Source organism: Floccifex sp. (genome assembly GCF_051873555.1).
In the GTDB taxonomy this organism is placed as follows: Bacteria; Bacillota_I; Bacilli_A; order Erysipelotrichales; family Erysipelotrichaceae; genus Floccifex.
Map to the genome: position 1 here is coordinate 17,055 of NZ_JBJEEY010000145.1, position 14,063 is coordinate 31,117.

Below are 14,063 nucleotides of genomic sequence, written 5' to 3' on the forward strand. Positions count from 1 at the left end.
GAAGCTATTCTTTCTCCTTAATTGTTAGTTTTTATTCTTCAATTGCCTGATATTCTTCAGGGACGCTTACTCCATAGAAATCAGCCATAGATTTAACATATTCTTTTGTGACATTTGGTGCATATTTAACTTCCATTTCAGAAATATCGGCTCCATTCACTAAAATTTCATAAGCCATTTCACCAGTTGTATATCCAATGTCATAGTAACTAATAGATAAAGTAGCAACACCACAACCGGAACAAATTCCTTCTTCTCCAGCAAATACAGGTGTCTTAAATGCATCACTGGCAACGATATCTTTAATTGTACTTGTATTATTTGCAGCTGTATTGTCAGTTGGAATATAGATTACATCACTCTTTTCACACGCTGTTTGTGTAACAGAAGCAATATCATTAGAATCTGTAAAAGAGAAATATTCAACTGTATATCCAAAATCTTCTAAATATGTTTTGATTGTATCACATTGATAAACTGAGTTTGGTTCAGCTGAACAATATAATAAACCAATTGTTTTTGCATCTGGGAATAATTCATGAATGGAAGCTGCCTGTTCATCAAGAGGTGCTAAATCACTTGTTCCTGATACATTGTTTCCAACTACACCTGTCCAATCATCGATTTCCAATGCTGTAGCGTAATCCGTTACCGATGTTCCTAAAATAGGAATTTCGCTTGTTGCTGCAGCTGCAGCTTGTAAAGGTGCTGTGGCATTTGCCATAATTAAATCTACACTATCGGATACAAATCCATTCACAATAGTGGCACAGTTTGCTGAGTCACCTGATGCATTTTGCTCATCAAAAGTAACTTTATCTTCTCCTAATTTTTCAATAAGTGCATCCTTAAATCCTTGTGTGGCAGCATCTAAAGCTGGATGTTGTACAAGTTGAACAATTCCGATATTATATGAATTTTTTTCTGTCGTACTTGAACAACCAAACATAGATACGGCCATCAAACATGCCATACCTGCTGAAATAATTTTTTTCATATGATTCCTCCGTATAATTACTACAGTCCTATTTTATCACGCTAAAATCAAGTGTCAACGAGTCATTTACATTTTTTTACATTGAACTTAATTTTTCATATTTCTTTCATAAATTAATGTAAATTATTTCACAAAAAAAAGAAGCCTTTGCTTCTTAGTGACATATGGTGAAGCCGATGAGACTTGAACTCACACGAGCAATGCTCACCACCCCCTCAAAGTGGCGTGTCTGCCATTCCACCACGGCCTCATGCCATACATCATACATCAAAAATCTATAAATATCAATTCTTGATTTTTCGATTCAATTGATATAAAAATGGACGACAAGGTAAATCAAAGTCTCCTATAAGTTCTTCAACTCTTCCAGGAAATCCTTTTTTAAACGCATATACGCCATAATTTTCATCTTCAGGATCAAAATTTCCACTGATTCCATAAAAATTGTATTTATTATAGCCCATATCCAAAGCTTCTTGAATCACATTCCATTGAATGGCATAGGAAGCATAAAAATCTCGGAATTCTTCATAGGCTCCACTCATTAAATAAATAACTTCATCTTGGTCATAAATAAATGTACTGGCTGCCATAGGAATGATTGTACCATATTGTTGTTCAAGACTATTGGCTTCTTTGTATCGTTTTTCATTAATTTCTAAAGCCTCTAAAACTACTTTCTTTTTCTTGTTGAATTTTTTACTATTGGAAACTTGTCCTAATTTCAATTCCACATTGGATAAATCCATCAATAATGATTGTTTTTCTTCGTTTAAATATTTTTTTAATAAAGAAATATCTAAATAAGCTAATTTACATTTCATTTTATCTTTATAGCAATTCATCTGATTGACAAAAAACGATTTATCTCTTGTTTCAAATCCTCTTCTTTTTCCTGTCTGATTTAAAATATCCACAAAAATATCCAATTCATCTATTGATAAATCACGCACTTGCATTTGATATTTTATTGTGCGATTAATACTCCAGCGAGTTTGCTGATGCAAAGACTTCCATAAACTATCTTTCGTCTTTCCATTTAAATCCATCGCATACATCCATCGCATTCCCTGCATATTAGAGTCATAGCCAATGGAAAAGCCTTTATGAATATATCCAAGAGATTGAAGCGTATTTAATATATCTTTATGATGAAAACCGTTTTCAACAATTTGCCCTTCTTGATTTCTTTCCTGAATTAAAATATATGGATCAACAATAACTTCTACAATCCCTTTTTTACGACAAAACCGAATCAATTCTTTTGTGAATTGTTTAAGTAATTCAACATCGGAATAATCAATCAAAAAGCCTCTTGGCGCATAGTAATAAGAAAAACACTTCATCATTGGATATTTCATCAAAAAACAAGCACATAGTACTTCATTTCCTTCTTTCATTCCAACTAATTCGCATTCGTGTCCTTCTTTAATTTCGAATTCGTATGTTTCAATGCTGTTTAAAAAATTGTTATATGGATGACCTTTTTGAAAACGAGTATATTCTTCTATTGTTAGTTTCTCAAATTTCATTTTATTTTCCTTTCGGATATATATCATACTCTAAAATTAAAAAAAATAAAGGCCTTATGACCTTTATTCATTAATACATTGGTTGAGGCGGAATAGCTTCTTTTTCTTCTTTGATACTGGCAACACCAGCTTCAGTCGTTAAGAATAAAGCCGAAATACTAGCTGCATTCATTAAAGCATTACGGCAAACCTTTGTTGGATCGATAATCCCTTCTTTGAACATATCTACCCATTCACCACGTTTCGCATCAAATCCAACATTTTCTCCTGCTAATTTTTGACGTGCTACAACTTCTTCACTATTGTATCCTGCATTATCCGCAATTTGTTCAATTGGTTTTAATAAAGCATCAAAGACAACACGAATTCCTCGTTGTACATCTACAATATCTGATTTCACTTTGTCTTTTAAGGCCATATAAGCTTTAACTAAACAAGCTCCTCCACCAACAACAATTCCTTCACTAACAGCAGCTCTTGTTGAATTCAAAGCATCTTCGATACGTAATTTCTTTTCTTTTAATTCACTTTCTGTAGCAGCTCCAACTTTGATAATCGCAACACCATTGGATAATTTTCCTAAACGTTCAGCCAATCGTTTTTTATCATATTCAGATGTAGTAGCATCCATTTGCGCATGAATTAAATCCACACGTTCCTGAATTTCTTCTGAACTTCCAGCTCCACCAATCATGACTGTTGAATCTTTCTTGACAATTGTACGCTTTACTTGTCCTAAGTCATCCAATGTCATATCTTGTAGATTCATATTTAAGTCTTTTGAATAGAAAGTAGCACCTGTTAAAGCTGCAATGTCACGTAACATGTCTTTCTGATTATCTCCAAATCCAGGAGCTTTAGTCGCAACAACGTTGAATGTTCCACGTAATTTATTGACAGCCAATGTAGATACAACTTCGTTTTCTAAGTCTTCTGCAATGATTAATAAAGGACGATTGACTTTTACAATTTGTTCCAATACTGGAAGAATATCTTGTAAGTTACTGATCTTGTAGTCTGTAACCATAACATAACTATTTTCTAATACGGCTTCCATTTTTTCACGGTCTGTTACCATATAAGGAGAAACATAACCTTTATCATATTGCATACCTTCACAAATATCTAAGACAGTTTCAAAGCCATTGGAATCATCTGTTGAAATAACACCATCGCGTCCAACTTTATCCATTGCCTGCGCAATGATTTGTCCAATTTCACTGGATCCAGAAGAAATTGTCGCAACATTTTGAATATCATTTGAGCTTTCAACTTTTGAAGAATGTTCCAAAATATATTTGGAAACTTCTTTAGCTGCCATCTCAATTCCTTCACGCATCAAAACTGGATTAGCCCCACGATCCACTTGTTTTAATCCATTTTCAATCATGGCTTGTGCTAAGATTGTAGCAGTTGTTGTTCCATCTCCAGCTGTATCATTGGTTTTAGAAGCCACCTCATATACAAGTTTTGCTCCCATATTTTCAAATTTATCTTCTAATTCAATTTCCTTTGCGATTGAAACGCCATCATTTGTAATCAAAGGTGATCCATATTCACGTTCCAAAACAACATTACGCCCTTTAGGTCCTAATGTCACACGTACCGCATCAGCTAATGTATTTACTCCCTTTAACATTGCTTCTCTTGCGTCTTTTGAAAAACGAACTTCTTTTGCCATACATTCAACCTCCTATTGATTCACTGCAATAATGTCTTCATCTTTAATGACAATATAATCTTTGTCTTGATACGAAATACTTGTTCCAGCATATTCACGATACAATACTTCATCATTTACTTGATATCCTGCATCATGAATTTCACTTCCAATTGCCATCACTTTCGCAAATTTCGATTTTTCTTTTGAACTTGTCAAAATAATACCGGAAGCAGTGGTACTTTCTTTTTCTAATTTTTCTAATAAAACATAATCATGTAATGGTTTTAACATGTTATCCCTCCTTTTAGCACTCATCTTTTTCAAGTGCTAATTGTATTATACTCGCATTTTTAGCACTTTCAAGTCTTAAGTGATAATTTTTTATAAAAAAAAAAGGATGCTACTGGCATCCTTGTGAACAACTTGAACAACAACCCGAACATCCACCTTTAGACTGAATGACTAAACTACCATTTTTCGCATCCAATACAATATCTTCTAATAAACGAGATGTTTCTTCTGACATATCTACATATAGGCCATTGATTTGATTTCCATCACTGACTACAATAAAATCCATACAAAGACGCGTTTGACATCCATTTCCTTCTGTAAAAAATGTCAAACAATTTTTTTGTTCTTCTTCTAACATTTTTTCCAATATCATTTTTGCATTATCTGTTATTTGCATAATCATTCACCTCAAACGAATCCATTGTACACAAAAGACAAATCTTATTCAACAATCAAATCTTCTGCGACTTCAATTTTAAAGATCGACAAGAAATTTTCGATTTCATCTTTAACTTCGTTTGCTCTTACATAACGAATATTTTGTTTATCCCATGTTTTTACACAAATTTCTTTAGCTGGTACACCTAAGTTTTCGATTCCTTCTGCTTCAATCGCATCAGAAATAGCTGTTTCATCACTGTTTTCAATAAAAGAAGAAATTTCATCTAATACATAAGATACTTTTTCGATTTTATCTTTTTTTACAAACAAAGAAGCTTGTGGATATCCTTCTTGTTTAAATCCACTTTTTTCTTTAAATACTTTTTGAACATCACTTAAAATTGTAAGTTCCATATTGTTTTCTTTAGCCTTGGCTATTGTTGCCTGAGCTACTGGCATAGCTAATAAAGCACATTGCGTCTGTCCTGTTAATAAAGCTTGCTGGGCCTGGGCTACATCTGAATAATATGTAACATCTAAATTTTCTGTGTCATAACAATAATTAAAAACCAGTTGAGGAACAGCTTGTTCTCCAAAAGCAGCTAAAGAACCTGTTGTAAAATCAAAATCAACTGGTCCAACGATATACAAATTCCCCCATGTCAACACAGCTTCTAATTGATACGTTTGACTGGCTTGATATAATTTTGCTCCTAAATTTGTTGGAGCCACAATAATATCATAGTCTCCATCTGTTTTAGATAATTCGGCTTGCAATACATCGGCATTAGCATACTCAATAGATACATTTTCATCATTGGTTGCACCTAATAATGCCAATGCGGGAGCCCCTGACGGACATAAAATAGAAACCGGTTCTTTTGTTTCTTCTTTTGAAGAACATGCCACCAATCCCAAAGAAAGTACAAGACCCAAAAATAATTTAAAATACTTCTTTAACATCCTTCTTACCTCCTGTTTTTTCAAACAAAGGTGAGCTAATCTAGTTTTGTCACAATCGTTTTTGCCTGAATACCATATAGACGACCTATACGACCTGAAATCATATTGATGGTATCCATTGGTGCGTCCAAGGCAATACTGATAATGCTGACATTTTTTTCTTTATAAGGAAGTCCCATGCGTCCAATAATATAACAAGAAAACTCGTGCAAAATGCGATTTAATTCTTCTACCGAATTCGGATCTTTCACAAGAATACCAATTAATGCTACACGACTATCCATATAAACCACCTCTTTCATCTCAACTTTGTTTTGATGTTAGAACGGTTTTATTATACATAAAAATAGACTTGAATGCATCAAGTCTATTGAAATAAAGCCTTTGTTTCTACTTCATTTTTAAATTTTTCGATGGCTTCCATTAAATTCATTGTCAATTGTTCTTTTGAACCAGATTTACGAATTGTCACTGTACGATTTTCAATATCTTTTTCACCAACAACAATTTGATATGGAATCTTTTTAATTTGTGCTTCACGAACACGATACCCTAATTTTTCATTTCGAGCATCCAATTGTACACGCATATTCGCTTTTTGTAACAAAGAAACTACTTCATTGGCATAATCCAAGTGTTTTTCCACGTGAACTGGAATAACATCAAATTGCACTGGAGACAGCCACAATGGGAAATGCCCCGCAAAGTGTTCAATCAAAATTCCCATAAAACGTTCAATGGAACCATAAATAACACGATGAAGCATGATTGGTGTTTGTTTCTTTCCTTCACTATCAATATATGTGCATTCAAAACGCTGTGGTAAATTCATATCCAATTGAACAGTTCCACATTGCCAGTCTCTTCCTAAACTATCTTTAATGTGAATATCCAATTTTGGACCATAGAAAGCCCCATCCCCTGGATTAATAACATAGTCTTTTCCAGCATGAACACATGCATTCGCCAAAGCTTTTTCAGATTGTTCCCAGATTTCAAGGGATCCAATATATCCACTTTCAGGTCGAGTAGATAATTCCACTGTATAACTCAATCCAAAAACAGAATAAATACGATCAATCAACATTAATACTTTTTTAACTTCTTCTTCTAATTGATCTGGTGTAACAAAAATATGTGCGTCATCTTGTGTGAATGTACGTACTCTAAACAATCCATTTAATGCACCACTGGCTTCATGACGATGAACTTGTCCTAATTCGCCAATACGAAGCGGTAAATCTTTATAAGAATGCAAAGAATTATTATAAACCAGTAAAGCGCCTGGACAATTCATTGGCTTAATCGCAAAATCTCTTTCATCCACTTTTGTTGTATACATATTTTGTTGATAATGATCCCAATGCCCAGAAATTTCCCATAATTCACGAGAAGCAATAATTGGCGTTTTAATAAATTGATAGCCTTCTTTTGTGTGTTCCTGATACCAATATTGTTCCAAAATATTTCTAAAAATCATTCCATTTGGAAGCATAATTGGCATACCTGGCGCATATTCACTTAACATGAATAATTCCATTTCTTTTCCTAATTTTTTATGATCTCGTTTTTTTGCTTCTTCTAAAGCTTCTAAATGTGCTTCCAATTGTTCTTTTGTATCAAAACAAATTCCATATACACGTTGAAGCATCTTATTATTGGCATCACCTTTCCAATATGCACCTGAATGCTTCAATAATTTAAAGTTTTTGCACATTTTTACGGATTCAACATGAGGTCCACGACATAAATCTGTGAAATCGCCTTGGCTGTAACAAGAAATCGTTCCTTCTTCTAAACGATTGATCAAATCCACTTTATATTCATCGTCGCCAAACATTTCTAAGGCTTCTTCTTTTGAAATTTCTTTACGAACAATTCGTTTTCCATCTTTAGCGATTTTCTTCATTTCTTTTTCAATTTTCAATAAATCTTCATCTTTCAAAGATACATCACCTAAATCCATGTCATAATAAAAACCTTCAGCTACAACAGGTCCTACCCAGAATTTAGCGTTTGGATATAAATGACGAACTGCCTGAGCCATCATATGAGCACAAGAATGATTTAATACTGATAAGTGTTCATCTTCTAAAATATTGATTAATTCCATTTTTCATTCTCCTTTTCTATAAAAAAACGACAGACAATCAAAGGACGTCTGTCGTACGCGGTACCACCTTTGTTCTCCAATACGGAGCACTCAAATCTTTTAACGCAAGAATACGGCTCACTTTTTCAAGGGCAATTCAAAGGGAGTAAGCTTTAATTTTCGCAAAGAACTTTCACCAGCCGTTCTTCTCTCTACATTAAAAGATTAAAACCCATGTCCTCATCACAATTATTAATTTGATTATAAATCGATTTTTAAGACAAGTCAAATTAAAGTAATTCATAGAAACGAGAAGCCACATCACTGCTTCCAATGATTTGAATATTGTTTTCAACAATTAGATCTGTCACCTTATGTTCTTTACAAAAATCCACAATATTATAATTCGTATAACGAAAATCCATATAATATACTTTGTCGTAGTGATCCACTAAAAATGGGATGAAGCAATTTCCATAGGATTCCTTAATCACAACGCAACTTGTTCCATCTTCAATTTCAGGATTATCAATCATCGCAAAAGGCTTGTCCCCTGCCACATAACAATAATATCCACTTCCTTCATTCCAAGTTGATACATCCTGAATAACTTTCCAGGGAATCAAAGTACCCGTTCCATCATCATATACCATTTCATTCGTTGATTTAGGTGCATAAGCATAGACTGTATCGGGATTGGCTGCCATTTCAGGAAGTTGTAGTTCATTATAATATGTTCCTAAAAAAGGAGAAAACGTATAGGAAGGAAGTTCACTCAATTTTTCTGCTTTAAATCCTTTTAATTCACAAAAAGCTTTATAGGCATAATATGCACCTTGTTGAGTCCAGTGATGATCACTTCTAAAATATAGATATTCATCGTTATGTTTTTTCAAAGTATCATATATCTCAATGCCTTTCACTTTATTATAGGAATTAAAATAATATTCAATAGCTTGTCCTTGATTGGAACCACCTAATTTTGAACATGTTTCATCATCTAAAACAACGCCTGAATTATTGGGAATTAATAGAGAATATACATTGGTAATGCCTTCTAGTTTTTCAGCACCTTTTTCAAGAGCATCAATATATGTATCCGCTGCTTCTTGTGAAAAAGAATACCATCCATAGGCCGCTCCATCTTCAATATATAAACCCTGCATAATTTTATCTGTTACTTCTGCTTCCAATGTACTTTGATCTGGAATCACCGGATCTTTTTTTATCTTCTTTTCCTTAGAACCATCTGGAATATCATCTCCTTGTACAATATTTCCTACCATCATTTCACTAAACGAAATACCATATTTTTGTTGAAAAGAATGATTCATCGCAATAAAGGTATCCCTAGCCACATAGGTATCGGCATACCATGTAGATATATCTGAAAAATAGGATCCATCTAAAAATGTTTTCCATGTAAAAGATGGAAAAGATGTTAAGTCTCGTTTTTCAATTTCACTCGTTTTTGGTCTTAAAAACCATAGATTTCCAAGTAAAAAGCCAATGAAAAGAAAAAAGACAAAGATACTAATTGTCACAAAACGAAAAAGTTGTAAAATTTGCTTTTGTTTTTTTGTCCATTTTAGTTTTCTCATATTGACTCCTTTTAAAATTGAAAGTACAAGAACGGATTGTAACTGTTTCCAATCAATGCCAAGAATGATAAAAACAATAGAATTGGAATTAAAAACGTATTAAATATGTTATATGTATAAAAGAAAAATTGATTTCCTGTTTTTGATAGATTTTCAAAAATGATATGTAAAATTTTACCTAGATTCGTACAAGCAATCATTGAAAATAAAATCAAGAAAATATTGGCTTTAAGTTGCGTTGTCGCAACTAAATTCACAAAACCATGGCCATTCAATCCAATTAATCCCAATAAAACTGTTATTAATTCATTTAAATTTTCAAATCGGAAAATAGTCCACCCAACTACAACCACAAACAATGTATAAACATGATTCCATCCTTTTGGAATTCGATTTCGAATCACAAATTTTTCCAGTAATAAAAAACCTAAATAATAGAGTCCCCATAATATGTAATTCCAGCTGGCTCCATGCCAAAGACCTGTCAAAAACCAGACAACAGCCATATTTCGTATATATTTTTGTTTCGAAACACGATTTCCTCCTAATGGGATATAAACATAATCACGAAAAAATGTACTTAATGAAATATGCCATCGTCGCCAGAAATCTTGAATACTTGAAGCAATATATGGATAATTAAAGTTTTCTAAGTAATGGAATCCAACCATTCGTCCCATCCCAATTGCCATATCAGAATAAGCACTGAAATCCAGATAAATTTGAAGAGTATATAAAATAACACCAAGCCAGAGACCGAATGTAGATTGTGCATGTAAGTTTTCAATACCCGATGGTAATAGTGTATCTGCAATAGAGGCAATCGAATTGGCTAGTATGGCCTTTTTGGCTAAACCAATACTAAAGCGCCGAATTCCATAATAAACATCATTTATATTCACTTTTCTTTGATCTATTTCATGTGCAACCGTTTCATAGCGAACAATGGGTCCAGCAATGCATTGATGAAACAAAGAAGAATAGAGTAAAAGTTTAAAAAATACTGGTTGGGCTTTTACTTTGTTTTTATAAACGTCTACATCATATGAAATCAACTGGAAAGTATAGAAAGAAATTCCAATAGGAAGAACGATTCCAGGAATTTCTTTTGGAATGCCAAATAGAAATTGAATATTTCCCAAGATGAAACCTAGATATTTAAAAATACCTAACATACCTAGCATAAAAATTAAATCTAAAATTAAAAATAGTTTCTTATGTTTTGGTTTTCTTTCCATGCAAAGCGCAAAAAACCAGCTGACAAAAGTATCCCCTGTCAGTAACAACAAATAGCGTGGTCCACCCCATGCATAGAAGATTAACGAGAATATTAGTAAAACTATATTTCTGTGTTTAACTTGGAAGAAATAGATTATTAAATTTAAAAAAAGAAACACAAATAAAAATAATAAACTTGAAAATACCATATACACTCTCTCTTTATGTAAATATTGTACAATATAGTGTAATAAAAATGAAAAGAAGTTTGTCTAAAACAAACTTCTTTTCAAGAAAGGATACAATATTCAATTACTTAGAATACTTTAAAGCGTCTGGACCACTAGCCGAGCTGGAAATACGATACACGTTTTCTACACGGTATACGAAGATCTTGCCGTCACCAATATTTCCGGTATACAATGCTTTTTTGGCAGCCTTAACGACTTTTTCAACTGGAATTTCACTGACAACGACTTCTACCTTAATTTTTGGAAGTAATTCCATATTAACTTTGGCCCCACGATAGAATTGTTGTTGTCCCTTTTGAACTCCACAACCAGATACTTGTGTAACTGTCATTCCACCAATTCCAATGGCATCCAAAGAACGCTTTAGAGCATCAAATTTTTCGAGTTTTGTGATAATTTCGACTTTATTCATATCACCATACCCGGAATACACAGGAATCGCATCTTGTACATCTACAACTGGATTTAATTTTGATTCTTGTTCAAAATCAAAATCAATATCCGATAAATCGATTCCATCGTCTTCTAATAAACTAGTAATATCATTTGAAATAGAGAAACCAGCATAAGCAGATTCCAATCCGTGTTCTGTCGCATCCAATCCAATAATTTCTTCATGAGCTGAAACACGTAATCCAATTGTTTTATCAATAATTTTAAATGTGATATACATAGTAATGGCTGTCCAAGCCCCAATTGCCAGAATTCCTAAACATTGAATCAAGAAAAAATCAATTCCTCCACCATAGAACAATCCTAAAACTTCATATCCACTTGAATCTGTTCCACAAGCTAATAAACCAGTCATCAGTGTTCCTAAGATTCCATTGCACATATGAACGGCTACAGCTCCAACAGGATCATCAATTTTTAATTTATAATCTAATAGCCAGACACCAAAGATAACAACTAAACCAGAAGCAATTCCTTCAATCACAGCTCCCATCGCATTGATGTAATCACATCCAGCAGTGACACAAACTAAACCAGCTAAAGAAGCATTTAAACACATAGATACATCTGGTTTCCCATATTTGATCCATGTATAAACCATACATGTAACTGTTGCAACGGCTGGTGCAATAGTTGTTGTTGCAAAAATTGTAGATAATTGAATGGAATTAACAGCAGCGGCACCATTGAATCCATACCATCCAAACCAAAGAATGAAACATCCTAAAGCACCAATTGTAATATTATGACCTGGAATACCTCTTGGATTTCCTTCTTTATCAAATTTACCAATACGTGGTCCCAATAATTTTGCTCCAATCAAAGCAGTTAATCCACCAACAAAGTGAATAGCAGCACTTCCAGCAAAGTCATGGAAACCAATTTGGGCAAGCCATCCGCCACCCCAAATCCAGTGGGCTTCAATTGGATAAACAACCAAACTAATCACAAAACTATAGATACAATAAGAAATAAATTTAGTTCTTTCGGCCATAGCTCCTGAAACAATGGTTGCTGCTGTGGCACAGAATACTAAGTTAAATACTAAACTTGACCAATCTGTTCCGGTAAAATTGAACAATGGTGATTCACCCCATCCAATAAATCCGGCAACGTCTTGTCCACATAATAGACTATAACCTAAAATCAAAAATGCAACGGTTCCTAAACAAAAGTCCATTAAGTTTTTCATAATAATGTTTCCGGCATTCTTGGCTCTTGTAAAACCGGCTTCCACCATGGCAAATCCAGCTTGCATAAAGAAAACCAATGCGGCTCCAATTAGAAACCAGATTCCAAATACTTGACTCAAAATTTCTTCCATAAGATTCCTCTCCTTTTAATATAAAAAAAGAAGGAGCTCTGAACGTCTTTGTTCAAAGCTCCTTTGCTTTTTATGCTGAAAGTTTACATCGAACTTTTTTAATTGTCAACAACAAAATGTAAATTATTTTCAATTATTTTATGTAATCGTTTACATTATTTTTGTGTTACAATAACATTATGAAAATTATTATATCTCCCGCTAAACAAATGAAAGAAGTCGATATTCAAATGGATTGTACATCTCCTCTTTTTTTAGAAAAAACAAAGGAATTAGTGAAACATATTCAAAGCTTAGACTATCTTTCTTTAAAAAAAGTCTTGAAATGCAATGACAAATTGGCATCACAAGCTTATAATTTTTATCAACATTTTGAAAATCAATGTACATATCCAGCTTTAATGTGTTATTCCGGTATTCAATATCAATATATGCATTCCCAAATTTTTGAGGATACAGAAATCGAATATCTTCAAAATCATTTATATATTCTTTCCGGTTTATATGGTTTGCTAAAACCAAAAGATGGCATACATTTTTATCGCTTAGAAATGCAAGCCAAACTTCCTTTTTCTTTATACGAATTTTGGAAAGATGAAATTTCAAAAGCAATTGAGCAAGGCCCTGTTTTAAATTTAGCATCCGAAGAATATGCCAAAGTCATTCGAAAATATCGACAACTCGTTGATGTTCGTTTTGTGCAACTCGAAAATGGAAAATATATAGAAAAAGGTGTTTATGCCAAAATGGCAAGAGGTGCCATGGTTCGTTTTTGTGCTCAGAATCAATTAGAAAACATTTCTGAAATTATTTCTTTTGATGAATTTGGTTATTCTTATCAAAAAGAATTAAGTACAGAAAATTGTTACGTATTTCTAAAAGATTAGTTTTTATCTAAAATATCTTGTGTATATCTACTTCTAGTACCATTCATATATTACATTTTCCAAAATAAAATTCATAGAATATACTCATTCTAATGAAAAATAGTTACCGATTTTTTCTAACAATTATTTTTCATTTAAAACATTTTGAACATATTCAACACTTTGATTGACCATTTGCGCTATGAATTCTATATCTTGTGATTTTTCATACATTGTTTTAATAACATTTTTTATTCCAATTTCAATCCCTTCTATTCTACCTTCCAACCTGGCATTTTCGACTTTCTGGGCACGATCCATTTCATATCTTTCTTCTTCTAATTTCTTCAGCCATTCCTTTTCATTTTGACTGATATTATTTGCACATTCCATCATATAGAATATCCCCTTTTCTCTTTGTTTGATCA

At 33.0% G+C, this 14,063-nt stretch carries 13 protein-coding genes and 1 tRNA gene; 1 reads left to right on the top strand and 13 read right to left on the bottom strand.

Annotated features, from left to right (window positions below; translation table 11 throughout):
* Positions 1–31 precede the first annotated feature (31 nt).
* The 12 genes from ACI32A_RS08420 to ACI32A_RS08475 all read right to left on the bottom strand — a co-directional run bounded on the left by ACI32A_RS08420 (position 32) and on the right by ACI32A_RS08475 (position 12,769).
* Positions 32–997 carry an ABC transporter substrate-binding protein gene (locus tag ACI32A_RS08420; RefSeq protein WP_439754608.1) on the bottom strand — a complete coding sequence of 322 codons (966 nt, stop codon included), beginning with the start codon at positions 995–997 and terminating at the stop codon, positions 32–34.
* Between the two features lie 165 nt (positions 998–1,162).
* Positions 1,163–1,247 (bottom strand) — tRNA-Leu (locus ACI32A_RS08425).
* Between the two features lie 34 nt (positions 1,248–1,281).
* Positions 1,282–2,529: a peptidoglycan bridge formation glycyltransferase FemA/FemB family protein gene (locus tag ACI32A_RS08430; protein ID WP_439754609.1), complete on the bottom strand. Its 1,248-nt coding sequence runs from the start codon at positions 2,527–2,529 to the stop codon at positions 1,282–1,284.
* A 70-nt stretch (positions 2,530–2,599) separates the two neighbouring features.
* Entirely contained in the window at positions 2,600–4,210 is a 1,611-nt protein-coding gene (groL, locus tag ACI32A_RS08435; protein ID WP_439754610.1) for a chaperonin GroEL, read from the bottom strand.
* A 12-nt stretch (positions 4,211–4,222) separates the two neighbouring features.
* Positions 4,223–4,483 (bottom strand): GroES family chaperonin, encoded by a 261-nt coding sequence (locus ACI32A_RS08440; RefSeq protein ID WP_439754611.1) that lies wholly within the window; start codon positions 4,481–4,483, stop codon positions 4,223–4,225.
* 109 nt (positions 4,484–4,592) lie between these two features.
* Complete coding sequence (locus ACI32A_RS08445) at positions 4,593–4,883, bottom strand: hypothetical protein (protein ID WP_439754612.1); 291 nt, start codon at positions 4,881–4,883, stop codon at positions 4,593–4,595.
* A 44-nt stretch (positions 4,884–4,927) separates the two neighbouring features.
* On the bottom strand, positions 4,928–5,830 hold the full coding sequence (locus ACI32A_RS08450; RefSeq protein ID WP_439754613.1) for a hypothetical protein: 903 nt from the start codon (positions 5,828–5,830) through the stop codon (positions 4,928–4,930).
* 35 nt (positions 5,831–5,865) lie between these two features.
* Complete coding sequence (locus ACI32A_RS08455) at positions 5,866–6,114, bottom strand: TM1266 family iron-only hydrogenase system putative regulator (protein WP_439754614.1); 249 nt, start codon at positions 6,112–6,114, stop codon at positions 5,866–5,868.
* An 83-nt stretch (positions 6,115–6,197) separates the two neighbouring features.
* Entirely contained in the window at positions 6,198–7,943 is a 1,746-nt protein-coding gene (thrS, locus tag ACI32A_RS08460) for a threonine--tRNA ligase (protein ID WP_439754615.1), read from the bottom strand.
* Between the two features lie 269 nt (positions 7,944–8,212).
* Positions 8,213–9,523: a DHHW family protein gene (locus ACI32A_RS08465; RefSeq protein ID WP_439754616.1), complete on the bottom strand. Its 1,311-nt coding sequence runs from the start codon at positions 9,521–9,523 to the stop codon at positions 8,213–8,215.
* A gap of 11 nt (positions 9,524–9,534) precedes the next feature.
* On the bottom strand, positions 9,535–10,812 hold the full coding sequence (locus ACI32A_RS08470) for an MBOAT family O-acyltransferase (RefSeq protein ID WP_439754617.1): 1,278 nt from the start codon (positions 10,810–10,812) through the stop codon (positions 9,535–9,537).
* A 241-nt stretch (positions 10,813–11,053) separates the two neighbouring features.
* Positions 11,054–12,769 (bottom strand): ammonium transporter, encoded by a 1,716-nt coding sequence (locus tag ACI32A_RS08475; protein ID WP_439754618.1) that lies wholly within the window; start codon positions 12,767–12,769, stop codon positions 11,054–11,056.
* Between the two features lie 179 nt (positions 12,770–12,948).
* On the opposite strand from ACI32A_RS08475, the gene yaaA reads away from it, so the two are divergent.
* Complete coding sequence (gene yaaA / locus ACI32A_RS08480) at positions 12,949–13,656, top strand: peroxide stress protein YaaA (RefSeq protein WP_439754619.1); 708 nt, start codon at positions 12,949–12,951, stop codon at positions 13,654–13,656.
* A gap of 123 nt (positions 13,657–13,779) precedes the next feature.
* On the opposite strand, the gene ACI32A_RS08485 is transcribed toward yaaA, so the two are convergent.
* Positions 13,780–14,063, bottom strand: a 284-nt coding sequence (locus ACI32A_RS08485; protein ID WP_439754620.1) for a hypothetical protein, incomplete at its 5' end; no start/stop codon positions are given.

What these genes read in the sequence shown, in the direction of transcription:
- ACI32A_RS08420 (WP_439754608.1), bottom strand. Translation starts at nt 997, where the DNA reads ATGAAAAAAATTATTTCAGCAGGTATGGCATGTTTGATGGCCGTATCT.
- ACI32A_RS08430 (WP_439754609.1), bottom strand. Translation starts at nt 2,529, where the DNA reads ATGAAATTTGAGAAACTAACAATAGAAGAATATACTCGTTTTCAAAAA.
- groL (WP_439754610.1), bottom strand. Translation starts at nt 4,210, where the DNA reads ATGGCAAAAGAAGTTCGTTTTTCAAAAGACGCAAGAGAAGCAATGTTA.
- ACI32A_RS08440 (WP_439754611.1), bottom strand. Translation starts at nt 4,483, where the DNA reads ATGTTAAAACCATTACATGATTATGTTTTATTAGAAAAATTAGAAAAA.
- ACI32A_RS08445 (WP_439754612.1), bottom strand. Translation starts at nt 4,883, where the DNA reads ATGCAAATAACAGATAATGCAAAAATGATATTGGAAAAAATGTTAGAA.
- ACI32A_RS08450 (WP_439754613.1), bottom strand. Translation starts at nt 5,830, where the DNA reads ATGTTAAAGAAGTATTTTAAATTATTTTTGGGTCTTGTACTTTCTTTG.
- ACI32A_RS08455 (WP_439754614.1), bottom strand. Translation starts at nt 6,114, where the DNA reads ATGGATAGTCGTGTAGCATTAATTGGTATTCTTGTGAAAGATCCGAAT.
- thrS (WP_439754615.1), bottom strand. Translation starts at nt 7,943, where the DNA reads ATGGAATTAATCAATATTTTAGAAGATGAACACTTATCAGTATTAAAT.
- ACI32A_RS08465 (WP_439754616.1), bottom strand. Translation starts at nt 9,523, where the DNA reads ATGAGAAAACTAAAATGGACAAAAAAACAAAAGCAAATTTTACAACTT.
- ACI32A_RS08475 (WP_439754618.1), bottom strand. Translation starts at nt 12,769, where the DNA reads ATGGAAGAAATTTTGAGTCAAGTATTTGGAATCTGGTTTCTAATTGGA.
- yaaA (WP_439754619.1), top strand. Translation starts at nt 12,949, where the DNA reads ATGAAAATTATTATATCTCCCGCTAAACAAATGAAAGAAGTCGATATT.